Source organism: Pseudomonas sp. NPDC089530, from assembly GCF_050280705.1.
Lineage (GTDB): Bacteria > Pseudomonadota > Gammaproteobacteria > Pseudomonadales > Pseudomonadaceae > Aquipseudomonas.
In genome coordinates this window covers 32,975-56,883 of sequence record NZ_JBNNVU010000021.1, presented here as the reverse complement: position 1 = coordinate 56,883, position 23,909 = coordinate 32,975, and the positions used below count along the sequence as shown (strand labels likewise).

Here is a 23,909-nt window from a genome sequence, read left to right as displayed (position 1 = left end):
GCCACCCGCCATGTCCAGCGTTCTCCAAGGCCCCGAACTCCTCGCCCGCTTCCAGGCCCTGGACCGCTTCCTGCTCGAGCATCAAGCGCTCTGGCGCCCGCGCCCCTTCACTCAACTCCAGCTGCCGTGGGAAGCCCAGCACCCCGAACTCGCCCACTGGCTGCGCCAGCGCAGCCTGGACGACGCCGAAGCCAGCCATAACCACCCCGAGCGGCTCGAGGCCCCCGCGCCCTTCCCCGCCCTGGCCCGGACCGCCGCCACACTCGGCGCCGTGGCCGAGTTGCCGCAGCACCAGCTGCCAGCCGCCCGCCAACGCCTCAATGTCGATGTGCCGGGGCGCAAATGGCAGCAGATCGAAGCCTTTGCCGCCTGCCTGGATTTCACCCAGGCGCCCGGCCACTGGCTGGACTGGTGCTCGGGCAAGGGCCACCTCGGCCGCCGCCTGCTGCAACCCGGGCAACGGCTGACCTGCCTGGAATACGACCCGGCCCTGGTTGCCAGCGGCCGACAACTGAGCGAACACCACCGGCTGCCGGTCAGCCACCTGCAGCAGGACGTACTTGCTGCCGACGCTGCCGCACGCCTGAGCGCCGAACACAGCCCCGTGGCCCTGCATGCCTGTGGCGACCTGCATGTGCGCCTGATGCAACTGGCCAGCGCCGCGAGTTGCCGGCAATTGGCGATTGCGCCCTGCTGCTACAACCGCATCAGTACCCCTGGCTATCAACCGCTTTCGGCCCCCGCCAAGGGCTCGACCCTGCAACTGTCCCTCGACGACCTGGGGCTGCCCCTGAGCGAGACCGTCACCGCCGGCGCCCGGGTCCGCCGCCAGCGCGACCGCTCCATGGCCCGGCGCCTGGCCTTCGACCTGCTGCAACGCCAGCTGCGCGGTGTCGACGAATACCTGCCTACCCCGTCGCTGCCCGCCAGCTGGCTGGACAAACCCTTCGCCGACTACTGCCGCGACCTCGCCGCCCTCAAGGACTTATCCACAGTCGGCTCCACAATCAGCGAGCAGGACTGGCCGGCACTGGAAGCCGCTGGCTGGCAGCGCCTGGCCCAGGTGCGCAACCTGGAACTGCTGCGCGGCCTGTTCCGCCGGCCCCTGGAGCTGTGGCTGGTGCTCGACCGCGCGCTGTTTCTGCAGGAACAGGGTTACCGCGTGCAACTGGGCCTGTTCTGCCCGGCACCGCTGACACCCCGCAATCTGATGTTGCTGGCGGAACGTGGATAAGTTGGATCCATCACCCCATCCAACCTGTGGATAACTCTGTTGATGAATGCTCATCAAAGCCGCTGAAATTGCCCTCTACAGGGCCAAAAGCAGGTTGGTCATTTTTTATTCATAAAAAAGAAAACAACCGAAAAACAGCCAGTTGCGGCAAATTGAGAACGGCTCCACAAAAATTGTCCGTTATCGCAGCGTAACGGCTATCCGTTGTGCATAAGCGTCAACACGAACGGACATAACTGCCGAAATCCGGCCTTCCACAGGCGGTCGATTGCGCGTCTGGCCAAGCTTGTTATAAACACTACTATCCAGGCGGTCGCGGACGCGTCCGGCATCCTTCTGAGCCACAGGAAGAGATCATGACGTTTATTTCTTATGCGCAGAATTTCGAAGACATCCGCCTGTGGCGCGCGCTCAAATACGTCGAAAACGGCTTCTATATCGACGTCGGCGCCAACCACCCCACCAACAACTCCGTGACCCGCGCCTTCTATGACCGCGGTTGGAGCGGGGTCAACGTCGAGCCGGTGCCGGCCTACTACGACGCCCTGTGCCAACAGCGCCCCCGGGACACCAACCTGCAATGCGCGGCCGGCGACAACGCCGAAGCCCTGACCTTCTACGGTATCGCCGACACCGGCCTGTCTACCCTCGACCCGGTCCTGGCCCGGCAGCACAAGGATGCCGGCATGCAGGTGCAGACCCAGACCGTCCGCTCGCGCACCCTCAGCGACATCTGCGAGAACCACGTCGACGGCCCCATTCACTTCCTCAAGATCGACGTCGAAGGCCACGAGGAAACCGTGCTGCGCAGCATGGACTTCAAGCGCTGGCGGCCGTGGATCCTGCTGATCGAAACCCCATGGGAGCGCAACCAGACCTGGGAAAGCCTGGTCACCGACGCCGGTTACCACCCGGTGGTGTTCGACGGCATCAACACCTTCTACCTGGCCGAAGAACACCTGAACCTCAAGGGCGCCTTCGACCTGCCGCCATGCAACCTCGACGAATTCCAGTTCAGCCCCGGCCACCGCTTCGTCGCCCCCGCCACCGAGCTGGAACAGGCCCTGATCGCCGAACGCCAACGCGCCGACCGCGCTGAAGCGCAACTGCACGCCCTGCGCAACAGCCGCTCCTGGCGCGCCATCGAGAAATTCAGGAAAGTGCTGGCCCGCGGCTAACGCCCGGCGCCAAGCAAAAATAGTCAGATTTCAGGGGTTTACAGAAGGCCGCCAGTCGCTATAATCGTCGCCCTGACACGCCGGTATAGCTCAGATGGTAGAGCAACTGACTTGTAATCAGTAGGTCCCGGGTTCGATTCCTGGTGCCGGCACCACATTAGGCTCCATTGCATTCCGCCGAATGTTCTGGAAGCCCCGAAAACCCGCCCTTTGGCGGGTTTTTTCGTTCCAGGACCCTCCGTCGAGATCCACCCCACCCTTCCACGAGGGAATGTTAGGGGTCCTGCGATTTTCCGGTCAGGAGCGCATACCCCTACGCCACGTCTAGCGATCCCCCTCAGCGACCTGCAATGCCGCACGACCAAAACCCTAAACTACGAAACGCCTGCCGAACGATTTAGCCAAACTGTTGCGTCGACCGGTTGAATCCACAGTCGTCTGCAGCCTGTCACCACGGCAGCTTTTGGCGGATTCCTGCCTACTCTCTACGGAAGGGATGATCGACAACGTTCGAGTTCAGGAGGCTTAGCATTCCGTATGTGGCTCTGAATTACTTGCAGATTGACAACGTGCTGACCTCTAAACAAACCCGAGTTCGACTCCACCGAACGCCAGACGCCCGAAAAACCTAGTCTCGCCGAAACATACCGTTCGTCTGGTGCCGGTGCCAGATACGTCAAAGGCCTGCAGCGATGCAGGCCTTTTTTTGGTTCTTCACGGATTACCGCGAAAGACGCTCTTGATCTTCTGGAAAAAGAACTCGCAATCCCGGTAACCGTCTGCCATCTGCTTGATGACCTTTATCGACTCGGAACCGGTCAATCACTTCCCAGCCTTATTTGGCCACCACCTAGGAAAGGTCGTAGCCCCCCCACGCGATTGGACAATGCTAGCGACCCGCCAGGTCAAAAGCGCTGTTCATGTCCATCACCCAGCTTCGATACGAGCACAGCCCCCTGCCCCCCGCCCCAACTCGTCGAAGAACGACCTTCGCTGACCCACAGTACCCGCCGACAATGCTATTCCTGACTGCTCAGCCACAGTGACGGCAGTAATCCGGGTGTAGATGCACTTACTGCACATGAGGCACGACCACCCTCTAGCATGTGGCTAGAGCGCTGGATAAAAGAGAGACGCAAAGCGGGACTTGAATTAACTCTCCCATCCAGCAATTTCATCAAGCGTTTAGTCCCACTCAGGGGAGCATTACCTTCTGAACACTTTGCTCAGTTTGGAGCTGATCGCTGCAAGCGAGCGAGCTTTCTCTCAGATGCCCCCTCCTGAACCTGGCTTAGTTCCCTTGCCAGGAGATCCCTCGCAGCCATGCCATACGCTTTCGCCCCAACCTCGTTCAGATGATGGTTGTCATGATAGATCAATCGACCATCTGCTATTGGTGGCGTGGCAAACAGAGCAAGCGAAGTGGGGTCAAAGAAGGCCACGTTTGGATACCGTGATACAAGCGTTTTGACGCGCAGGTTCGAGGGTGCCCAGGTTTTCTCTATGTGAGCTACCCTTGAGCCGCCTAGTTCGTTAAAGCGATGCATTCTCTGTACGTTCGACGTCAGCATTGGAATTTGCGCCAACACAATTAGAGGCTGGTCGCGTGATGATACTTCGCTGACAAATTTCTCAAGCGCGATCATGAACTGTTCACTTGAAGAGTGATACTGCCACATGCCAGCCAGCAATATGGCATCAGCCGACTCCAGGTATTTACGTACCGCCAAGGTCTGATTGGCACAATCCACTCTGGAATATTCGGGGATACGTTCCTTATCAAACCCCTCTATCGGAACACAGTTACTGGCTGTAATTACTCTTATCCGCGCGTGGAGCGACTCCCCTACAACGTCGGCGAAATAGTTCAGCTGTGCGGCATGACTGTCACCGAGCAATAGAATTTCTTTTGAGGCCTGGTGGTCACCGCGGATACATTCGCCAACGATCTGGCTATGGCAGATCGTTTCGGGCGCAGCATAGCGCGTAAGTTCAACCGCCAACGGGGTTACCATGACAGGGTTCACTGCCTTGGCTGCAAGCACGGTAGTAACAGCCACGGCGAAAAGGGCAACCCGCTTGAGACTTCCCTTTCTGCCTGCCGAGTGGCGCAAAGGGCTCTCGATGCAATAGTAAGAACAGAAAGACATCGCAAGCGTAAGGATGGCAAATATGGCGAGCGCCCCCAAGGGCAATTCGTAGACCTCTAGATAGTAACGAAGCCCTGCCAAAATCGGCCAATGCCATAAATAAAGCGAATATGACATACCGCCTACTAGAATCATTATTCTGCTAGCAAGCCACCGATTGATCATGCTGCCGCGAGCGCTGATTAAAAGTGCTGTGCCAATGCTCGGCGCCAGAGAGAGAACACCGGGAAAGGCTGAAGCCTCCGATATGAAAAGAAAACTGAATGCTATAAGTGCTACACCCACCCATGCTTTCAAACTGTTAAATCCACCAGCCCCTTTATCGACCTTCGTGGCAGCCAGCAAACTTCCCACCAAAAATTCAGGCACACGTGCCAACAGTGAAAAATACACGCTTTGCTTCTCACCTTTGAACAGCAAGAATTCGGAGTAAATGAGTAACGCTGCTGCAATTGCGGCAATCATGAACTTGATGAAGCGGGTAGGCGTCAAAACTATCAAGGCAGGTAGAAAAAGATAAAACTGCATCTCCACAGCAAGTGACCAGGTATGAAGCAAAGGAAGCTCATGCGAGGCCGGGGCAAAATAATCGTTGCTCTTGTTGAAATAGCTATTGCTATTGAAGTAAGCCGCAGACTTAAGAGACTCGTAAAAGGAGTCGAAGTCCCTGGGTATGAGCAGCACAGCCATTATTGCAGCGATCATGGCCAGCAGAAAAATATATGCGGGGGCTATACGGCGCACGCGCGAAGCGTAAAAAGACATGAAACTAAAAGTGCCCTGTGCTTTCTTCTCGAGCACGATACGCGTTATAAGATATCCGGAGATAACAAAAAAAACATCTACACCAATAAATCCGCCTGGTAACCAATTATGGTTGACGTGAAACACTATAACCGCCAGAACAGCCAGTGCTCTTAGCCCTTGTATATCATCTCTCTGCCCGTCTACTGCACTCATCGCCCCTCCGATAACGGCCTAAGCCAGCCATAAGCTGGCGGCTTTCTACAGGAAATCAGCGCGAATCACCAGACACCGTCAGAAAATTTCGTTTCTATAACACCCAACGCTCTTTGTAATACCCGCACCCTTTTCGCGCGTCGCCACAGGCTACTAGATTCCAACGCAGGCACGAGGGTCCAGTAACGAGTGGCTCCCTAATGCCACCACATACTATTCATCCAAATCTGATGGACATTATCCGGAAGCTTGAGCTACTTCCGGGCATGATGTTTGCCATGCCCCTAACACAGCGTATCTGCGAAATATGCGTAACAAGCCTACCGGGCTTAACAACAAACCCGGTAGCCAACATTGCATTTACATAAAAACTGAACACCAATCGTTTGATTTATAAGCAGAAAGCCAACTCTTCTTAATCAGTAGCTCCCAGGTTCGATTCCTGGTGCTGGCACCATGGATTCAACGAAAAAGGCTCACCGCAAGGTGGGCCTCTTTTGTTTGTGCGTGTCCGCACTTGCCTCGCTTTTCCCCTCGGCCGGGGAAATCACCCCAACTGGTCGATCATCACCGCATTGGTGTAGACCAGGCTGCCGTCGCTCTGCCGATGCCCGACCAGGTGGAACTGGCCGCGCTGGTCGCTTTTGCTCAGGTAGACGCGCAATTGGCAGTCGGACAGGGGGCCGCACTCCTCGGGGGTGATCAACTCCATTGTGCTCATATCCACATCGATCATCATTTCTGGCTCTTGGGTCTGTTGCAGCCGCTCTTCGGCCTGTTCCAGACGCAGATGGTCGGCGTTGCTGACGTGGAAATGGATCTCTCCTATCGGGCTCGACCTCAGGGCGTCGCTGGTTTTGCACCAGCCTTTGATGGTTAGGGTATTCATGGTGAGGAACCTCCTGACGTAGTCACTTTGGGAACTGCCAGATCTCCTGTTCAAATATTAGACAACGGGCGGGGAACCGTTACTGCGGGCCGTCAAGGAGCCGTAAAGGGCGGTGCTATACTTTTTTCGTTAGCGACAAGCGTGCCATGTCATCCGCAAAGGCGGGTTGACGTCCTGGTATTTCAGCTAACGGCCGCAGCAAAACGGGGGTCACTGCGAATGTCTGGCAGGAGGTGACTCATGAACCGACACTTTTACATCAGCGACAACCTCGACGAGTTGGAAACCGTTGAAACCGAGCTGGAAGCCAGCGGTATCAGCACCGAGCAGATTCATGTGCTCAGCGATCGGGATGCCGACGTGGAACAGCATCACCTGCATGACGTGAACTCCTTCATGAAGCAGGACGTCGTGCATTCTGGCGAGATCGGCGCGGCCATTGGCATACCGCTCGCCGCCCTGGTCCTGATCGGAGCCTATCTGGCCGGATGGACCGAGACCGTGGCAGGCTGGATGCCATTCATCTTCCTGACGGTGGTGATACTGGGGTTCTGTATCTGGGAAGGCGGCTTCTTTGGCATTCAGGTGCCCAATACCCACTTCCGCAACCTGAAAGCGAAGATAAAGGACGACGAGTACATCTTCTTCGTGGATGTCGAACCCAACCAGGAATCGATACTGGACCGGGTCATCAAAGGCCATCCACAGCTGCAGGTCGCCGGTACCGGCGCGGCGGCTCCCCACTGGATAGTGGCCTGGCTGCAGAGATGGCATCAGTTCAAGCGCACGATCTAGGCCGCAGTTGAAGTCCCCCAGCACCTGGATGCCGGCGGCGGAAGCCTGTCATTGCCCGAGGAAGATCCCTCGGGTGAAGAACACGTAGTCCGCCTCGGCAGCCATCAGGCCGACCAGCACCAGCAGACACAAGGGCGGCACCAGTATGGCGTAGACCAGTGCCAGGCGCTCCCAGGCCATGTGCATGAAGATGGACACGATCAGGCCGGCCTTCAACAACATGAGCACCACGATCAGCGACCACCTGTAGTAGCCGTGGAAGTGAAAATAGTCGACCAGGTAGGACAGGGTGCTGAGTACGAACAACAGCCCCCAGATCTTCAGGTACAGGCCGAGCGGATGTTGTTGGCCTTGTGCATGTGCCATCGCCAGTACTCCTCTACAGGCTCACCATAAATAGAAGAACGCGAAGATAAATACCCACACCAGGTCTACGAAGTGCCAGTACAGCCCGGCTATCTCGACGATCTGATAGTTGCCGGAGCGCTCGTAGTCCCCGCGCAAGACCTTGAAGGCGACGATGCACAGGTAGATGACACCCACCGACACGTGCAGCCCGTGGAACCCGGTAATCATGAAAAAGCTGGCGCCGAACTGCGCCGCGCCCATGGGGTTCGCCCAGGGGCGTACGCCTTCGGCAATCAGCTTGCTCCACTCGAATGCCTGCATGCTGACGAAGGTCGCGCCGAAAGCGGCGGTCGCCAGCATCAGCGCGGCGCATTTGCTGCGCACCCGGCGATAGGCGAAGTTCACCGCCATGGCCATGGTGCCGCTGCTGCTGATCAGCACGAAGGTCATGATGGCGATCAGGATCAGCGGGATCTTTGCGCCACCGATGGTCAAGGCGAACACTTCGCTGGGGTTCGGCCAGGGCACGGTGGAGCTGATGCGTACCGACATGTAGCCAGTCAGGAAGCAGGTGAAGATGAAGGTATCGCTGAGCAGGAAGATCCACATCATCACCTTGCCCCAGGGCACCTGCTTGAAGGCGTCCCGGTCCGACGCCCAGTCGTCGGCGATGCCCTGCCATCCCGGTACCAGCGTGTCGGGTGGGGACGGGACAGGGTCTTCCGGAGGAATTGCCGAGGGCGATGCCATGGCTTCACCTCAGGCCGCAGAAGGCGGCGATCTGTTGGTAGGTTTCCGGGGTGCTGGTCAGCAGGGCGAAGAGGACGATCCACAGCCCCAGCAGGTAGTGCCAGTAGATGGCGCAGAGCTCCACGCTGGGCTCCAGTCGCGACAACGGAACGTGCCGCAGGAACCTGACGCCGGTTCTGCCCCAGGCCACCAGCCCTCCCAACAGGTGCAGCCCATGCACACCGGTCAGCAGGTAGAAAAAGCTGTTGGCCGGGTTGCCGGAGACGAAATAGCCCCAATCGACGAACTGCTTCCAGACCCAGAGTTGCCCCCCCAGAAAGGCGATCGCAAAGACCCCGCCCAGGGCGAAGCCAAGGCTGGCGCCGTGCAAGGCGCCACGCCGGGCCGCCACCCGCGCCCACTGCAGGCCGATGCTGCCCAGGGCCAGCAGGAGTGTGTTCAACCACAGTTGCCGGGTACTGGCCAGGGGCGCCAGGGGCTCGGTCAGCGGCTGCCAGTCCGCCACCTGCGAGCGGGTAATGAAGGCCAGCAGCAAGAGCAGGAACAGCGAGGTCACCACCCCGAGGAATACCCGCAGGCCCACTTTGGCAGTTTGCGCCTTGTCGACGCCTTCCGGCGGCGGGCTCCAACGGCCTCCGGCGCCAGCGCTTTCGGTGTTTTTCAAGAGCTGCCCGTTCATGGTCTGTCGCCCGCGATCCTGACTTGCGCGCTGTGCTGCCTCATCTGCTCCAGTTCCTCGGCGGAGACGGTCTGCGGCACAAAGTCCTGCTCGACCCCGGGCACGCTGTAGTCATAGGCCCAACGGTGCACCACCGGCAGCTTCGCCCCCCAGTTGCCGTGCACCGGCGGGGTGTCCGGGGTCTGCCATTCCAGGCTGGCCGCGCCCCAGGGGTTCGGGCCCGCCGGCTTGCCCTTGAAGGCGCTCCAGAACAGGTTGAACAGGAACAGCAGTTGGAACACGCCGACCGTCAGCGCGGCAACGGTGATGAACGCATTCAGCTCATGGGCCGATTGCGGGATGAACTCGTAGTTCGGATAGTCGTAATACCGGCGAGGCATGCCCAGCAACCCCAGGTAATGCATGGGGAAGTAAATGCAGTAGGTCCCCAGGAAGGTCACCCAGAAATGCAGCTTGCCCAGGGTGTCGTTCAGCAGGCGCCCGGTGATTTTCGGGAACCAGTGATAGATGGAGCCAAAGACCACCAGGATCGGCGCGACCCCCATGACCATATGGAAGTGGGCCACGACGAAGTAGGTGTCCGACAGCGGGATATCCACGATCACGTTGCCGAGAAACAGCCCGGTGAGACCACCGACCAGGAAGGTGACGATAAAGGCCAGGGCGAACAGCATCGGCACCGTCAGGTGGATGTCGCCATGCCATAAGGTGAGCACCCAGTTGTAGACCTTCAGCGCGGTGGGCACCGCGATGATCAGGGTGGTGATGGCGAAGAAAAAGCCGAAGTACGGGTTCATCCCGCTGACGTACATATGGTGCGCCCAGACCACGAAGCTCAGCACGCCGATAGCGATGATGGCCCAGACCATCATGCGGTAACCGAAGATGTTCTTGCGCGCATGGGTGCTGATCAGGTCGGAGACCAGGCCGAACGCCGGGAGGGCGACGATGTAGACCTCCGGATGGCCGAAGAACCAGAACAGGTGCTGGAACAGGATCGGGCTGCCGCCCTGGTGCGCGAGCTGCTGCCCCATCGAGATCACCGCCGGTATGAAGAAGCTCGTGCCCAGGAGCTTGTCGAACAGCATCATCACAGCGCTGACGAACAAGGCGGGGAACGCCAGCAGGGCCATGATCGAGGCCATGAAGATGCCCCAGACGGCGAGCGGCATGCGGAACAGGGTCATGCCGTGGGTCCGGGCCTGCAGCACGGTGGTCACGTAGTTCAGGCCGCCCATGGTGGCGGCGACGATGAAGATCGCCAGCGACACCAGCATCAACACGATGCCCCATTCGGTACCCGGGGTGCCCGGGGTCACCGACTGTGGCGGATAGAGGGTCCAGCCCGCCCCAGTGGGCCCGCCCGGGACGAAAAAGCTGGAAAGCAGCACCAGGACCGAGAGCAGGTAGAACCAGTAGCTGAGCATGTTGACGTAGGGAAAGACCATGTCCCGGGCGCCCACCATCAGCGGAATCAGGTAGTTGCCGAAACCGCCCAGGAACAGGGCCGTCAACAGGTAGATGACCATGATCATGCCGTGCATGGTCACCGCCTGATAATAGGTGCCGGCATCCATGAACCCGAGGCTGCCGGGAAAGCCGATCTGCATGCGCATCAGGCCGGACAGCACCAGGGCGACCAGCCCCACGGAGATGGCCGTCAAGGAATACTGGAGGGCGATGACCTTGTGGTCCTGGCTCCAGATATAGCGCGTGAAGAAGCTCTTCGGCTCGTGCAGGACGTCTGTCTCTGCATGCTCCACATAAGCCATCAGGTCATCCTCCGGATCGGTTCAGGAGTATTCCCGGCTATTCAGGGCGACTTGCCTGGTTTCACCTTGCCGGTATCAGCGTCGGCATCAGCGTTCGACCTGATAAAGGCGACCAGGGCATCCAGTTCCTTGTCACTGGGGGTAAAGACCGGCATCACCGCGGCATAACCCTTGACGATCGCGGCGCCGGGTTTGAGCACGGACTCCCGCACATAAGCCTCGTCGACCTTGACCTGAGTGCCGTCCGCCAGGGTTTCGGTCTTGCCGAACAAACCCTTCCAGCTCGGGCCGATGCCCTGGCTGCCATCGACACTGTGGCAGGCCCGGCAACCCAGCGCCTGGGCCAGTTGCTGTCCCTGCGCTACCCGGTCGTCAGTTGCACTGGCAGGGCCTTGTTCCTTCTGCCCGGCAGCGCTCAGCGACTTGATGAAGCCCACCAAGGCGCCCAGTTCATCCTGAGTGAAAGTATAGGCAACCATCACCGGCGGATAGCCTTGCACCCGCCTGGCATTGGGCTCGAGGATCGACTCCTTGAGGTAGGCCTCGTCGACCTGGACGCTGCTGCCATCGGCAAGCTGTTCCGAGCGGCCGTACAGGTCCTTCCAGGTCGGGCCCAGGCTGGTGCTGCCATCCTGGCTATGGCAGGCGCGGCAGCCGTGGCTTTCCACCAGTTGGCGGCCTTTTTCCAGCAGGCTCTCCTGGCTGGGCGCGGCGGCGCTTGCCAGCGTCTGGACAAACGTCGGCTGGCTGGCGAGCCATCGATCGAAGGCCTCCTGCTCCTCGACCACCAGATGGCCGCGCATATTGAAATGCCCCACGCCGCAGTACTCCGCGCACAGTATTTCAACCTTGCCGAGCTTGGTCGGGGTAAACCAGAAGTGGGACACCATGCCCGGAACGATATCCATCTTGGCGCGGATCTGCGGGACATCGAAATCGTGCAGTACATCCTTCGAGCGCAGCAGGACTTTTACCGGCCGGTCGATGGGCAGGCGCACTTCATTGTTCAGGATGAGTACATCGTCCTGAGCCGCCGGATCGTTGCGGTCCAGACCGAAGGGGTTGGCGGCGTCGATCCATTTGACATCCGACCTGCCCAGTTTTCCGTCACGGCCAGGAAAGCGAAACGCCCACTGCCACTGCTGGGAGAACACTTCGAGCTGAGCCGCATCCTGCGGCACATGGACGAAATCGTTGTAGACCACCAGGCCGGGAGCCAACATGCCGACGATGCCCAGCGAGGTAAGGATGATCAGCCAGCCTTCCAGCTTCTTGCTTTCCGGTTGGTAGTGCGCCCGGGAACCTTCCCGGTGACGGAAGCGAATCACGGCGATGGCCATGAACAGCGTGATGGCGACGAAAAAGATTCCGGTGATGATCAGGGTGATCAACAGCGTGGTATCGATCGACCCCCAGTTGGAGGCGGCCGGCGTCATCTGCCAAGGCGCAAACAGATGGAACAGGACTGAGGCGACAACGACTAGAACTAAGATGATTGCTATCGCCATTTCTCTTCATCCTGTGCCTGTTGTTCTATGGCCATGCCCACGCAACGGCGCCAGGCCGCTGCATGACATCGCTTTATCCACCTCCCAAGCCTGTTGGAAAATTGCCTCTATCCCCGGGGCAAATTTCATAAAAGTATAGTGCGCATCAAGAGGGGGAGATTGCAGCGGTTCCCCCCGTCTATCTCCCCTGATGCCGATCAACCCATCCCCCACACCCGCCTGTCATGCTCAAATAGCCTCCGTTTTTATTACCCGCCACATCCGATCCGGAGCCGAACATGAAAAACCCCGCCGCCCTGACCCTGGTCCTGATGCTCAGCCTGCTGTCGCTCCATGCCCAGGCAGATGCAGCAGGCGATGCCGAAGCCGGCGGCAAGCTGTTCAAGCGCATCTGCAGCGGCTGCCACAATATCGGGCCTTCGGTGCGCAGCTCTTTCGGGCCGCAACTCAATGGCGTTGTCGGGCGCACAGCGGGGAGCGTGGCGGACTATCAGTACTCGGAGGCGATGAAGTCCTCCGGCATCGTCTGGACCCGCGACAAGCTGGTGGCCTACCTCGAAGATCCGAAGGGCGTGGTGCCCGGTACGCGGATGATTTTCTGGGGGCTGAGCGATGTGGAGAAAGTCGACAACCTGTTGGCCTACCTGCAGACCTTTCAGGCAGAGGGTACGCAGCAGTAAGCCCCCTGCCCTCGATACCGTCACCCACAAAAAAGCCCCGAACCAGTCGGGGCTTTTTCTTCGACACCGGCCTGGTCTCAGGCCGCGATCAGGCGTGCATCAGAACACGTTGATCGGGTAGTCGACGAACACCCGCAGCTCGTTGCCGCTGTCGTTGTATTCGCTGGACTTCTGCGACACGCGCAGGATCGAGCTGCGTACTTTCACGCTCAGGTCCTTGGCCGGGCCACTCTGGACCACGTACTTGAACTGGTTGAAGATTTCGCGCTCGGTACCGCCGGTGGAGGTGGAGGTGGTGATGTTGTCGCCACGCACATAGGCCACGTTGTAGGTCAGGCCCGGTACGCCGAAGGCGCCGAAGTCCAGACCGTAGCCCAGCTGCCAGCTGCGCTCGTCTTCGGCGTTGAAGTCGGACCAGTAGGAGTTGGCCAGGTAGATGGTGTTGCCGCCATCGCCCACGCGGCGCTGCTCTTTCTGGTAGCCGCCGTAGGCATAGCCCAGGTTGCTGTCGCCGGTGCTGCGCTGGTGTGCCAGAGTGAACGAGTGCGGGCCGGTGGCGTAGGTCGCCGCCAGGCTCCAGATCTTGTTGTCCTGGCCGCCGGCGTTCTTGAACTCGGCATAGGACTTGTCCAGCTTGGTGCGGTAGCCGTTGAAGTCCAGAGTCAGGGACTGGTCGGAGGCCAGCGGGAACACGTAGTTCAGGTTTACGTACTGCTTCTTCAGCACGTCTTCGACGTCGGAAGCGTACAGCGAGCCCTTGAACTGTTCGGTGAATTGGTAGCTGCCGCCCAGGACGTTGATCGACTTCAGGCCGCCGCTGTCACGACCTTCGGCGCTCTTACGCGACTCGGCGGTGAAACGGCCGGCGTTCAGTTCCAGGCCCTTGATCTCTTTGGAGGTGATCAGGGTACCGGTGTAGCTTTCCGGCAGCAGACGACCGTTGTCGTAGTTCAGCACCGGCAGGGCCGGCATCTGGTCGCCGTAGGTCAGGACGGTGTTGGACAGGCGGAACTTGACCGCCGCGCCGGCCTTGGCCAGGTCGCCAGCCGGCGTCTTGTTACCGCTTTCGCTTGGCTTGAAGAAGTCGATGCCCTGGCCGCCGCTGTGGCTGCCTTTGTCCAGGCGCAGGCCGTACAGGCCGAAGGCGTCGACGCCCACGCCCACGGTGCCTTGGGTGAAGCCCGACGAGAAGGTGCCGATGGCCGCTTGACCCCATTCGCGCTGGTCATCGTTACGGTCTTTCTTGTCGCGATTGATGTAGGCGTTACGCAGCAGGATTTTCAGGCTGCTGTCTTCGACAAACCCCTTCGATTCAGCCTGGTCGTTTGCCATGGCTTGAGTAGCGCTCAGAATCCCCAGTGCGATCAGACCGATCCGCTTGTTCAACATTTTATTTTCCTTATTACGGGTTGATGACGCGCTGTGGTGCTCCTTGGAAACGGCGCTTAAGCGCTCTTTTTTCGGGCCAGAACGAAAAGACCCGCCCACGAAAAATCGCGGCGGGCCTTTATTTATTTTTTTGTTATGGCCGTTGGCCACAGGCGTTGGCGCGAATCCTATCTGCGCCCCGAACAATGTGTCAATTTCAAGAATCGTCTGAAAATAGGCGAAATTCGTCTAAGAACTCAGCAATCCTTGATGGCCAGTTGCACGGTATGGCTGTCGACGAACTGTTCAAAGTGCGTGACCTTGCCATCCTTCAGGGTCCACAAGTGAGCCACACGGGCGTTCAGCGGCTTGCCCGTGGATTTATAGACGCCGCTGTAATTGCCGTAGGCGAACACCTTGTCGCCCTGGGCCACATAGTTCTCGACCGTGAAGGCAAAGCCTTCCCACTCGGTGGCCAGGCGCTTGAAGACATTCTCCACAATCGCATCGAAGCCGACGTAAGTACCGGCATAGGGAAACCCCGCCGCCTCGGTCCAGCGCGCATCGGCGGCCAGGGCGGCGGCCGTGTTGCGCGCGTTTTCCTGGGAGTTGGCGCCTTCGTAGGTGCTTTTGATCAGTGCCAGGTTATCCATGGATGACTCCGCAAATTGAGTGGGGGTTCAAAGGGTGCAACCGTCCAGGCCACAGGCCTGCAGGACGGGCGCGACTTCGGCCGCGGGCGCACCGAAGGCTTCGCGCAGCCAGTCGGCGAACGCCTGCGGCTTGCCCAGCCAGGGGCTGATGTCGATCAGCTTGAACTGGCCGTCCTGCTCCAGCACCAGGGTCGGAAAACCCTGGCCACCGACCCTGGCCAACAAACCGCGGCTGGCCTTGATGTGTTCGTTCAGGCTGTTCGCCGCGGCGTACTCGAAGGCTTCCTCGAACTCGCCGCGCTCGAAACCCAGGCCTTCGGCGAGTTCCAGCAACACCTCGACATCGGCGATGCGCCGCCCTTCGACGTAGTGCGCCGTCTGCAGCCGCCCGAGCAATTCCAGGCCGCGCCCGGCCAGGGCCTGCGCCGCCAGTACCGCGGCAATCGGCGGGGCCGAGTCGAAAATCGCCGTATGGTCGCGCAGCAGCCCTTCGAAGTAGGCCTCGCCGAACGGCTGCCCGGTGTACTCGGCAATGCGCCGGTCATGGGGCATGACGTAGTCGCGCAGTTGCGGCGAAACCGGCTGGCAGTTGCGCCCGGTCATCATGCCGCCGCCATGGGCCACCACCGGCAGCACCGCCTGGGCCGCCTGCACCAGCGGCTTGGCGCCGTAGCACCAGCCGCACAACGGATCGTAGATGTAATGAAGAGTGGCTGCCGACATGCAAAGCTCCGGGAAAAGGCCGATGGATTCGATGGCGGCAGACTATGCCGGCGGCCCGCGGCGAAAAACGCTGGAATGGCTTTTAGTCTGTTGCGCGAATCGGTCGAATCGGCGTGTAAGCGCTTCATGACCCTTTCATGTCAGCCATGAAATAAATTGAAACAATCCATCCGGGGAACTTTTCACGAATAATTAACGAGAGCAAATAACAAGCATTATCATTCGCGCCGATTGTCTTCCCCACCCTTCTGGATGCGTTTGTTCATGCCTGCCCCCTTCCGCCTGACTCCCCTCACCCTTGGTTTCTGCGCCTCGCTGACCGCCGGCTTCGCCCTGGCGGCCCCAACCACGCTGCCGGCCACCTCCATCAACGCGGAAACCGACGCCGAAGATCCGCGGGTCAAGGCAGTCAGCACCGCGACCCGTACCGCCACGCCAGTGCGCTACGTGCCGCAGGCCATCGACTCGGTGAAGACCAGCAACGTGATGGACTACGGCACCAACGACCTGGGCACCGCCTTGAGCGGCGTTCCCAACGTCAGCAGCGGCGCCGACACCCGCTTCGACAGCGTGCGCATCCGCGGCTTCGACGCCAGCAACGACTTCTACCTCGACGGCGTCCGCGACGACAGCCAGTACGTGCGCGACCTGCACAACATCGAGCGCATCGAGGTGCTCAAGGGCCCGGCGGCGGTGCTCTACGGCCGTGGCAGCCAGGGCGGGATCGTCAACCGGGTGAGCAAGCTGCCCGAAGCCGGCCGGCGCTCCAGCGTCGAGGTCCAGGGCGGCAGCGAAGACCTGCGCAGCCTGTATGCCGACCTCAGCGCCGACCCGACGGACACCATCAGCCTGCGCCTGAACCTGGGCAACGAGGACAAGAACAGCTTCCGCGACGGCATCGACGGCAATCACCGCCAACTGTTCGCCCCGTCCATGAGCTGGCAGCTGACCCCCGAACTCAATTGGCTGGTGCAGTACGAGTACAGCCGCTACGACCGCACCCCCGACCGCGGCATCCCGGGCAACCCGTTGACCGGGCGCCCGGCCGACGTCAGCCGCAAGACCACCTACGGCGACACCCAGCGCGACTACATCGACGACCGCGCCCAGTCGCTGCGCTCGCGCCTGAACTATGACCTGAACGAACAGTGGCAACTGCGCCATACCTTCAGCCTGTTCGAGCTGGAGAGCGATTTCGATAACACCTACCTGACCGCCTATAAACCGGCTACGGGCCTGGTAGACCGCCAGCGCTGGCAGCAGGACCTGAGCACCCGCAACCTGTACAACACCGTCGAGCTCGAAGGCCATGTGCAGACCTACGACATCGAGCACACGCTGCTGGCGGGCCTGGAGGTCGGCGAGCAGCGCCGCCACTCGCTGCTCAATCAGGGCGTCGGCGTGCCCCCGGCGCCGCTGAGCGGCTCCACCCCAGGCAACCAGCACAACGGTACGCTGAAGGCGTTCAGCAACAACCTGACCTATGTCGACAGCGCCGGTCTGTACCTGCAGGACCAGATCCGCCTGAACGATCAGTGGCAACTGCTGGCCGGCGTACGCTTCGACCGTTTCGAGGTGGAAACCACCAGCAAGCTTTCGGGCCTGCGGGAAAAACAGGACAGCACCAGTACCAGCCCACGTGTGGGCGTGGTCTACACACCGTGGAAAGATCACTCGTTCTACGCTTCCTGGAGCAAATCCTTCTCCCCGGTCGGAGGCGGCCTTATCGGCATCACTCCGGGAGCCAAAGGCAACACCAACCAGACCGATCCCGAGTTGACTCGCCAGAAAGAGGTCGGGGTCAAAAGCGAGTGGCTCGACGAGCGCCTGAGCACCACCCTCGCCCTTTACGAAATCGAGCTGTACAACCGTCGCACCGAGGATCCGCTGAACAAGGGGACCTACCTGATGACGGGGCTGCAGCGTTCGCGCGGTATCGAACTCACCGCCACCGGCAATGTGGTCGGCAACTGGTATGTGCGTGGCGGCATCGGCCTGCAAGACGCCACTATCGTCAAGGACGACAACGGCAATGAAGGCAAGCGCGTCAACGATGTGGCCAAGCGCAACGCCAGCCTGTTCGTGACCTGGAAACCGGAACTGGGCTGGTACGCCGAAACCGGCCTGACCCTGGTGGGCGACCGCTATGCCGACAATGCCAACACCGTGGTGCTGCCGGGCTACGGCCGCTGGGACGCCCTGGCGGGCTTCCGCCAGAAGGACTGGGACCTGCGCGCGGCCCTGACCAACCTCACCGACCGCGAGTACTACGGGTCTGCCACCAGCGCCGCGCAGATCCAGCCGGGCGAACCCCGCAGCCTGGTGGTGACCGGGACCTACAGCTTCTAAAACGCAGACCATCGCGGGCAAGCCTCGCTCCTACAGAATTGTGGCTTCTGTAGGAGCGAGGCTTGCCCGCGATAAACGATGACGCGGTGCCTCAGACAAACCGCGATGTTCCCCTCACGGCAAGCCCGTATCGACCACCCGTTTGCAACAAACTCCGCGCAAAAAAAAGCGCCGCCATCCAGGCAGCGCTTTGACCAATCCGTTGTTTGTTTATCTTTCCAACACATCCCACAGCGCTTCGAGCTCTGCTTCGCTGAACAAACCAGCAGGGTAACGATCGAGAATCATCCGGCGCGGATCGGTTTCCCTCACCTGTCGCGTTCCGTTGGACTTCAACCATTGCGCCAGAGCCTGAAGCGATTCGCCATTCAATGCCAAGGGATGTGAAGCCCGCTCGCTGACCATATTCATATCCAGCGCTCTCTCCCGGTTTGTGAGCGGCTAACTTATCCAAGGTTTATGACAGAACATCGCAGTTCCACATGTCTCAGAGTGACCTCACAACAGATACAAGAGCTATGCCAAAGGCCCGTAATTAGCTGCTTTCGGCTATAAAAAAACCCGCAGTCCATCAGGGCTGCGGGCTTGCCGGGGGATCGCCGATTGGATCCAAGTAACAGCCCGTCAATTAGGCGTCACAGGCTGTTACAACAACACTCAACCCAGGTGCGGCGCCGGTTGCTGTTGGGTAAGGCAATGGATATTTCCGCCCCCCAGTAACAACTCGCGACCCGGCACCATCACCACCTCGTGCTGCGGGAACAGCTCCTGCAGGATCGCCTTGGCCTGGGCATCCAGCGGGTCGTCGAAACTCGGGGCGATAATGCCGCCGTTGACGATCAGGAAGTTCACATAGGAACCGGCCAGACGCACCGACGGATTGCGCTCCTGGCTACCCTCCACCGCGTCGACCCCGGCGCACTCTTCCTCGGTGGCGTACAGCGGCCCCGGGATCGGCATCTTGTGCACCGTGAACGGGCGACCCTTGGCGTCGGTGCTGTCCTGCAGCACTTTCAGTGCCGCGTGGCAGCGCGCGTAGTTCGGGTCCTGCGGATCGTCGGTCCAGGCCAGCAGCACTTCGCCCGGGCGCATGTAGCAGCAGAAGTTATCCACATGGCCGTCGGTTTCGTCGTTGTACAGGCCGTCCGGCAGCCAGATGACCTTGTCCACCGCCAGGTTGGCGCCAAGTACCGCTTCGATCTCGGCACGGTTCAGGTGCGGGTTGCGATTGCGGTTGAGCAGGCATTCTTCGGTGGTGATCACCGTGCCTTCGCCATCGACATGGATCGAGCCGCCTTCGAGCACGAAACCCTCGGTGCGGTAACGCGGGCTACGCTCGATCTCGAGGATCTTGCCGCCCACCTGCGAGTCACGGTTCCACGGCGAATACAGGCCGCCGTCGAAACCGCCCCAGGCGTTGAAATCCCAGTTCACGCCACGGACTTCGCCGTTGTCGTTGATGACGAAGGTCGGGCCGGTATCGCGGACCCAGGCGTCGTCGCTGGACATTTCCACCAGGCGGATATTCGGTACATCCAAACGCGCCCGGGCGTTTTCATACTGGGCCGCGGACACCGCCACGGTCACCGGTTCGAAGCGAGCGATGGCCTTGGCCACCGCGACGTGTGCGGCTTGCGCCGGCTTGCCGCCCAGGCGCCAGTTGTCCGGACGCTCGGGCCAGATCATCCAGGTCTGGGTCTGCGTCGCCCACTCGGCAGGCATGTAGAAGCCGTCGGCGCGAGGGGTGCTTTTCAATGTGGTCATGTCGATCAGGACTCCAGGGAACCGTCGAGGGTTTTCAACGCGCCGTACAGGTTCGGACGACGGTCACGGAACGAGCCCCACGCGCTGCGAATGTGCTCCAGCTCGTCGAGGTCGAAAGAATGCACAAGGATACCTTCTTCGGTTTTGTTCAGCTCCTGCACTTTTTCGCCGAACTGGTTGGCGATGAACGACGAGCCGTAGAAGGTGATGTCATAGCCGTCCTGCTCTTCGTTGCCGATGCGGTTGCTGGCGATCAGCGGCATCAGGTTGGCGCCGGCATGGCCTTGCTGCACGCGCTGCCAGTGGTCGCGGGACGAGATGCTCGCATCGTGCGGCTCGCTGCCGATGGCGGTCGGGTAGAACAGGATTTCAGCACCCAGCAGCGCCATGCTGCGGGCGCACTCGGGGAACCACTGGTCCCAGCAGATGCCCACGCCGATTTTCGCATAGCGGGTGTTCCACACCTTGAAGCCGGTATCGCCCGGGTTGAAGTAGTACTTCTCGTGGTAGCCCGGGCCGTCCGGGATGTGGCTTTTACGATAAATCCCGAGGTTGCTGCCGTCGGCGTCGATGATCGCGATGCTGTTGAAACGCGCCCGCCCTGCCAGCTCATAGAAGCTGATCGGCAGCACCACCTGCAGCTCCCGGGCGACTTTCTGGAAGTGCGCGATGGCCGCGTTGGTCTCCACCGGCGTCGCCAACTGCAGGTAGTCCGGGTTCGGCTTCTGGCAGAAGTACGGGGCCTCGAACAGTTCCTGGATCAGGATGATCTGCGCGCCCTTGGCGGCGGCGTCGCGGACCAGCTTCTCGGCGGTCTCGATATTGGCTTCGAGGTCCCAGGAACAGGCCATCTGGGTTGCAGCGACGGTAACGATACGACTCATGAATCATCTCCTGGGCAGCAGCAGAGGACCGATGGTGGCATCGGTCGATGACAGAAAAGGACAAGGCCGGACGCGCTCGGGCGTGTCCTGACAGGGATGACTTTATATCCGATAAAAATCGGCTTTAGAAGCCATAAAAATATAAATTCAAAAATAAAACCCGATAAATACCGATTGTTATCGGTATTTATCGGGTCATCTTGGAGGGTGAGGTTGTCTGTTCCGGCGCTATCGCGAGCAAGCATCGCTCCTACGCAAGCTTGAGGCTGGCTCGCGATCCGCAGGCGAGGAAATCGAGGGGCTTAGAGCCCCTCGTCCAGCACGTTGGACAGCATGTCGACGAAGAAGTCGACGCTCTGGCGCGTGGTGACCATCGGCGGCTTGATCTTGAGGATGTTCAGGTAGTCGCCGGTGGGTTGCATGAAAACCCCCAGCTCCCGCAGGCGATCGCACAGCAGCGCGGTCTCCTCGGTGGCCGGCTCCAGGGTCTGGCGATCGCGGACCAGCTCCAGGCCCAGGTAGAAGCCCGAGCCATGCACCGCGCCCACCAGCGGATGGCGGTCGATCAGGGCCTCGAGGCGCTGCTTGAAATGAGCGCCGACCACCTGGGCGTTCTCCCAGAGTTTTTCGTCGCGCATGACATCCAGCACCGCCATGCCGATCCGGCAACTCACCGGGCTGCCGCCGGCCGAGGAGAAGAAATAACCCTCGGCCTCCAGCGCCTCGGCGATCTCCCGGCGGGTGATCACCGCCCCCAGCGGCTGGCCGTTGCCCATGCCCTTGGCCATGGTGATGATGTCCGGCACCACGCCCTGCTCTTCGAAGCCCCAGAAGAACTCACCCATGCGCCCGTAGCCAACCTGCACCTCGTCGGCGATGCACACCCCGCCCCGGGCGCGGACCAGCGCGTAGACCTGTTCCAGGTAGCCCGGCGGCAGGGCGATGCCGCCAGCGTTGCCATACACCGGTTCACAGATGAAACCGGCCAGTTGGCGCTGCTGCGCCGCCAGTTCGGCCAGGTGCTGTTCGACGCTGCGCACGTAGTCCGGGGTGCTGTGCTGGCCGCGGAACTCGCCGCGGTAAGTATTGGGCGCGGTCACCGGATGCACCCAGTCCGGACGGCTGCTCAGGGCCTGGGGATTGTCGGCGATCGAGGTGGAAACCGCGTCCGCGCCCACCGTCCAGCCGTGATAGGCCTCCAGCACGCTGAGCATGTCGCGCCCGCCGCTGTAGGCCCAGGCCAGGCGGATCGCCAGGTCGTTGGCCTCGCTGCCGCTGTTGACCAGGAATACCCGGTCGAAGCCTTCCGGCGCCAGTTCCAGCAAACGCTCGGAAAACTCGGCGATCGCCGCGTAGTGGAAGCGCGAGTTGGTGTTGAGCAGCGACCACTGGCGGCTGGCCTCCGCCGCCATGCGCGGGTGGCCGTGGCCGAGCACCGCGACGTTGTTGAGCATGTCCAGGTAGGAGCGGCCCTGCATGTCGATCAGGTGGTTGCGCCAGCCGCGCTCGATGCGCGGCGGGTCGACGTAATAGTGCTTCTGCATGCGGGCGAAGCTGGCGTCGCGCCGAGCCAGCAGGGCCTGCGGGTCCAGCTCCGGCTCGGCGTCGCAGGCCAGGCCCAGCAGCGCCGCCGGCGACGGACACAGCATCTGCCAGGCGATCGCCCGCGAAGGGGTGCAGAACAACGGCGGATCGAGCTGCGCGCCACGGCACAGCTGCACCTTGAGCCCACCGTCCACCGCCCCCAGCACCTGGCCTTTGACCAGGGCCGCGCCGACATGCAGCGAAGGCGTGACGCCCCACAAGCGCACGCTCAGCTGCGGGCCGTCGAGGCGCAACGAGCCGTCGGCGGCGTGGTGCAGCACCCCGGCAAAAGGCGCCTCGACCGCGGTGCCCGACGGCACCTGCAAGTGCACGTGCAACGGGAAGGTGTCCGGCTCGACGGCACTGTCCGGACGGGTCCGGGACAGGCGGTATTGCCCGTAACGGCTGGCCGCCAGCCCATGGGCCGCCGCGGCCTGGTGCAACAGCTGCGCGTCGATATCGGGCTGCTCCCAGTTGCCGGCCTCGAAGTGCGGGCTGAGCACGCCCAGGTCGATCAGGGCGAACTCGCGCCCCACCAGGCCCGGCAACAAGGGCGCGAAACCTTCGCTGGCGATAGCCGGCAGCGCCTGTCCCACCGCGCCGAGGATGGCCGCCTCCATCAATTCGAACGACACCGAGGTGGCGACGCGGAAGATCTCCCATTCGTGGTTCAGGTTGTCGCGGCTGTACTGGTTGCCCGGGTCGATGCTCACCTGCTGTTCGCCGCTGAGCACCAGCACCGCGGCACGGGCCACGATCAGCGGCCACAGCGCCAGCAGCTCGGCCTGCTGCAACGGATTGACCCCGTGGTAGGCGCGGACCGCCGGCAGGATGCAGAACGGATCGCCCTCGGCATGGTGCAGCAGCGCCGCGCAGGTCACCGACAGGTCGGTGATGCGCCAGGTGCGGACCAGGTCGCCGAAATCGATCACCCCCTGCACTTGCCAGTGGCGCTGGGCATCCCGCTGCCAGACCACGTTGTCGTCGGTGATGTCCAGGTGGATCGCCTGCACCGGCAACTGCCCGGCCAGGCGCTGCACCCGACGCTCGGCCTGGGCGGCCACCTCGGCGATCAGCTGGCGCTGCTGTTCGTCGGCGATCACCGGCAACAGATGGTCGATCAGGGCCTGGGCGTGGCGCGCATCCCACTGCAGGGTGCGTTCCAGGCCCGGGTGCTGGAAGTCCGCCAGGGCCAGGTCCATCTGCCCGCACAACCGGCCGAACCCGGCCGCCAGCTCGGGGCCCAGGTGCGCAAGGTGGGTCAGGGGCTGGCCCTCGATATAGTCGAGCAGGCGCACATGCACCGCCTGGCCGCCGACCTCCAGGGACAGCAGGTCCGCGCCGTTCTTCGCCGGGATGACCCGGGGCACGTGCAGCTCAGGGTGTTCGCCAAGATGCTTGAGCGCCCCATGCTGGGCCTGCAGTTCCAGGGCGGCGTAGTCGCCACGGCAGATCTTCAGGACAAAACGCCCCTGGGCACTGTCGAGCCGGTAGTTGAGATCCTGCTGGCTGCCCAACGACTGCAGCGTGCCGCTCAGGCCGTAGTGCACCTCGAGCAACTCCAGCGCCTGCTGCGGGGAGACTTGCGGGCCGGGCAGACTGGCGCGGTGAATCAACGTGGCGAGCAACATGGAACGACCC

At 61.2% G+C, this 23,909-nt stretch carries 19 protein-coding genes and 1 tRNA gene; 6 read left to right on the top strand and 14 right to left on the bottom strand.

What is annotated here, in order from left to right; translation table 11 throughout:
- Positions 1 to 10: 10 nt before the first annotated feature.
- The 3 genes from ACQKQA_RS11220 to ACQKQA_RS11210 all read left to right on the top strand — a co-directional run bounded on the left by ACQKQA_RS11220 (position 11) and on the right by ACQKQA_RS11210 (position 2,567).
- Positions 11 to 1,234: a methyltransferase gene (locus ACQKQA_RS11220; protein ID WP_427556845.1), complete on the top strand. Its 1,224-nt coding sequence runs from the start codon at positions 11 to 13 to the stop codon at positions 1,232 to 1,234.
- Positions 1,235 to 1,590: 356 nt separating this feature from the next.
- A complete protein-coding gene (locus ACQKQA_RS11215) occupies positions 1,591 to 2,412 on the top strand; it encodes an FkbM family methyltransferase (protein WP_427556843.1) in 822 nt (273 codons plus the stop codon).
- 79 nt (positions 2,413 to 2,491) lie between these two features.
- A tRNA-Thr gene (locus ACQKQA_RS11210) sits at positions 2,492 to 2,567 on the top strand.
- A gap of 1,071 nt (positions 2,568 to 3,638) precedes the next feature.
- Here the strand turns inward: ACQKQA_RS11210 and ACQKQA_RS11205 are convergent.
- Positions 3,639 to 5,522, bottom strand: coding sequence for an acyltransferase family protein (locus tag ACQKQA_RS11205; RefSeq protein ID WP_427556841.1), 1,884 nt, complete (start codon positions 5,520 to 5,522; stop codon positions 3,639 to 3,641).
- Positions 5,523 to 6,069: 547 nt separating this feature from the next.
- On the bottom strand, positions 6,070 to 6,411 hold the full coding sequence (locus tag ACQKQA_RS11200) for a hypothetical protein (protein WP_427556839.1): 342 nt from the start codon (positions 6,409 to 6,411) through the stop codon (positions 6,070 to 6,072).
- 240 nt (positions 6,412 to 6,651) lie between these two features.
- Here ACQKQA_RS11200 and ACQKQA_RS11195 point away from each other — a divergent pair, with 240 nt between their 5' ends.
- A complete protein-coding gene (locus ACQKQA_RS11195) occupies positions 6,652 to 7,206 on the top strand; it encodes a magnesium transporter (protein WP_427556836.1) in 555 nt (184 codons plus the stop codon).
- Between the two features lie 48 nt (positions 7,207 to 7,254).
- Here ACQKQA_RS11195 and ACQKQA_RS11190 read toward each other — a convergent pair whose 3' ends face one another.
- From ACQKQA_RS11190 to ACQKQA_RS11170, 5 genes are read right to left on the bottom strand one after another with little or no spacing between them, the layout of a single operon-like run.
- Positions 7,255 to 7,572 carry a cytochrome C oxidase subunit IV family protein gene (locus tag ACQKQA_RS11190; RefSeq protein ID WP_427556834.1) on the bottom strand — a complete coding sequence of 106 codons (318 nt, stop codon included), beginning with the start codon at positions 7,570 to 7,572 and terminating at the stop codon, positions 7,255 to 7,257.
- 21 nt (positions 7,573 to 7,593) lie between these two features.
- Entirely contained in the window at positions 7,594 to 8,304 is a 711-nt protein-coding gene (locus ACQKQA_RS11185) for a heme-copper oxidase subunit III family protein (protein ID WP_427556831.1), read from the bottom strand.
- A gap of 4 nt (positions 8,305 to 8,308) precedes the next feature.
- The gene (locus ACQKQA_RS11180) at positions 8,309 to 8,983 is read right to left on the bottom strand and encodes a cytochrome c oxidase subunit 3 (RefSeq protein ID WP_427556829.1); all 675 of its coding nucleotides are present in this window, start codon (positions 8,981 to 8,983) and stop codon (positions 8,309 to 8,311) included.
- On the bottom strand, positions 8,980 to 10,755 hold the full coding sequence (locus ACQKQA_RS11175; RefSeq protein WP_427556826.1) for a cytochrome c oxidase subunit I: 1,776 nt from the start codon (positions 10,753 to 10,755) through the stop codon (positions 8,980 to 8,982). The genes ACQKQA_RS11180 and ACQKQA_RS11175 overlap by 4 nt, the downstream gene beginning before the upstream one ends.
- A 41-nt stretch (positions 10,756 to 10,796) precedes the next feature.
- Entirely contained in the window at positions 10,797 to 12,263 is a 1,467-nt protein-coding gene (locus tag ACQKQA_RS11170) for a c-type cytochrome (protein WP_427556823.1), read from the bottom strand.
- A gap of 278 nt (positions 12,264 to 12,541) precedes the next feature.
- Between ACQKQA_RS11170 and ACQKQA_RS11165 the strand changes: the two genes are divergently transcribed.
- Entirely contained in the window at positions 12,542 to 12,943 is a 402-nt protein-coding gene (locus ACQKQA_RS11165; protein ID WP_427556821.1) for a c-type cytochrome, read from the top strand.
- Positions 12,944 to 13,042: 99 nt separating this feature from the next.
- Here the strand turns inward: ACQKQA_RS11165 and ACQKQA_RS11160 are convergent, their stop codons facing one another.
- The 3 genes from ACQKQA_RS11160 to ACQKQA_RS11150 form a co-directional block, all read right to left on the bottom strand.
- Positions 13,043 to 14,332 (bottom strand): OprD family porin, encoded by a 1,290-nt coding sequence (locus ACQKQA_RS11160; RefSeq protein ID WP_427556818.1) that lies wholly within the window; start codon positions 14,330 to 14,332, stop codon positions 13,043 to 13,045.
- A gap of 236 nt (positions 14,333 to 14,568) precedes the next feature.
- Positions 14,569 to 14,964: a nuclear transport factor 2 family protein gene (locus tag ACQKQA_RS11155; RefSeq protein WP_427556816.1), complete on the bottom strand. Its 396-nt coding sequence runs from the start codon at positions 14,962 to 14,964 to the stop codon at positions 14,569 to 14,571.
- A 27-nt stretch (positions 14,965 to 14,991) separates the two neighbouring features.
- Positions 14,992 to 15,687: a DsbA family protein gene (locus ACQKQA_RS11150; protein WP_427556814.1), complete on the bottom strand. Its 696-nt coding sequence runs from the start codon at positions 15,685 to 15,687 to the stop codon at positions 14,992 to 14,994.
- A gap of 264 nt (positions 15,688 to 15,951) precedes the next feature.
- On the opposite strand from ACQKQA_RS11150, the gene ACQKQA_RS11145 reads away from it, so the two are divergent.
- A complete protein-coding gene (locus tag ACQKQA_RS11145) occupies positions 15,952 to 18,036 on the top strand; it encodes a TonB-dependent receptor (protein WP_427556811.1) in 2,085 nt (694 codons plus the stop codon).
- A gap of 210 nt (positions 18,037 to 18,246) precedes the next feature.
- Here the strand turns inward: ACQKQA_RS11145 and ACQKQA_RS11140 are convergent, their stop codons facing one another.
- The 4 genes from ACQKQA_RS11140 to ACQKQA_RS11125 form a co-directional block, all read right to left on the bottom strand.
- Positions 18,247 to 18,447, bottom strand: coding sequence for a hypothetical protein (locus ACQKQA_RS11140; protein WP_427556808.1), 201 nt, complete (start codon positions 18,445 to 18,447; stop codon positions 18,247 to 18,249).
- 246 nt (positions 18,448 to 18,693) lie between these two features.
- Entirely contained in the window at positions 18,694 to 19,800 is a 1,107-nt protein-coding gene (aguA, locus tag ACQKQA_RS11135) for an agmatine deiminase (RefSeq protein WP_427556807.1), read from the bottom strand.
- A 5-nt stretch (positions 19,801 to 19,805) separates the two neighbouring features.
- Positions 19,806 to 20,684 (bottom strand): N-carbamoylputrescine amidase, encoded by an 879-nt coding sequence (gene aguB, locus ACQKQA_RS11130; RefSeq protein WP_427556804.1) that lies wholly within the window; start codon positions 20,682 to 20,684, stop codon positions 19,806 to 19,808.
- A 302-nt stretch (positions 20,685 to 20,986) separates the two neighbouring features.
- A complete protein-coding gene (locus ACQKQA_RS11125) occupies positions 20,987 to 23,899 on the bottom strand; it encodes an aminotransferase (RefSeq protein ID WP_427556802.1) in 2,913 nt (970 codons plus the stop codon).
- Positions 23,900 to 23,909: the final 10 nt, after the last annotated feature.

Coding starts and splice junctions, on each gene's coding strand:
- ACQKQA_RS11205 (WP_427556841.1), bottom strand. CDS start 5,522: ATGAGTGCAGTAGACGGGCAGAGAGATGATATACAAGGGCTAAGAGCA.
- ACQKQA_RS11195 (WP_427556836.1), top strand. CDS start 6,652: ATGAACCGACACTTTTACATCAGCGACAACCTCGACGAGTTGGAAACC.
- ACQKQA_RS11215 (WP_427556843.1), top strand. CDS start 1,591: ATGACGTTTATTTCTTATGCGCAGAATTTCGAAGACATCCGCCTGTGG.
- ACQKQA_RS11160 (WP_427556818.1), bottom strand. CDS start 14,332: ATGTTGAACAAGCGGATCGGTCTGATCGCACTGGGGATTCTGAGCGCT.
- ACQKQA_RS11175 (WP_427556826.1), bottom strand. CDS start 10,755: ATGGCTTATGTGGAGCATGCAGAGACAGACGTCCTGCACGAGCCGAAG.
- ACQKQA_RS11180 (WP_427556829.1), bottom strand. CDS start 8,983: ATGAACGGGCAGCTCTTGAAAAACACCGAAAGCGCTGGCGCCGGAGGC.
- ACQKQA_RS11140 (WP_427556808.1), bottom strand. CDS start 18,447: ATGAATATGGTCAGCGAGCGGGCTTCACATCCCTTGGCATTGAATGGC.
- aguB (WP_427556804.1), bottom strand. CDS start 20,684: ATGAGTCGTATCGTTACCGTCGCTGCAACCCAGATGGCCTGTTCCTGG.
- ACQKQA_RS11145 (WP_427556811.1), top strand. CDS start 15,952: ATGCCTGCCCCCTTCCGCCTGACTCCCCTCACCCTTGGTTTCTGCGCC.
- ACQKQA_RS11125 (WP_427556802.1), bottom strand. CDS start 23,899: ATGTTGCTCGCCACGTTGATTCACCGCGCCAGTCTGCCCGGCCCGCAA.
- ACQKQA_RS11170 (WP_427556823.1), bottom strand. CDS start 12,263: ATGGCGATAGCAATCATCTTAGTTCTAGTCGTTGTCGCCTCAGTCCTG.
- ACQKQA_RS11185 (WP_427556831.1), bottom strand. CDS start 8,304: ATGGCATCGCCCTCGGCAATTCCTCCGGAAGACCCTGTCCCGTCCCCA.
- ACQKQA_RS11155 (WP_427556816.1), bottom strand. CDS start 14,964: ATGGATAACCTGGCACTGATCAAAAGCACCTACGAAGGCGCCAACTCC.
- ACQKQA_RS11200 (WP_427556839.1), bottom strand. CDS start 6,411: ATGAATACCCTAACCATCAAAGGCTGGTGCAAAACCAGCGACGCCCTG.
- ACQKQA_RS11165 (WP_427556821.1), top strand. CDS start 12,542: ATGAAAAACCCCGCCGCCCTGACCCTGGTCCTGATGCTCAGCCTGCTG.
- aguA (WP_427556807.1), bottom strand. CDS start 19,800: ATGACCACATTGAAAAGCACCCCTCGCGCCGACGGCTTCTACATGCCT.
- ACQKQA_RS11190 (WP_427556834.1), bottom strand. CDS start 7,572: ATGGCACATGCACAAGGCCAACAACATCCGCTCGGCCTGTACCTGAAG.
- ACQKQA_RS11150 (WP_427556814.1), bottom strand. CDS start 15,687: ATGTCGGCAGCCACTCTTCATTACATCTACGATCCGTTGTGCGGCTGG.
- ACQKQA_RS11220 (WP_427556845.1), top strand. CDS start 11: ATGTCCAGCGTTCTCCAAGGCCCCGAACTCCTCGCCCGCTTCCAGGCC.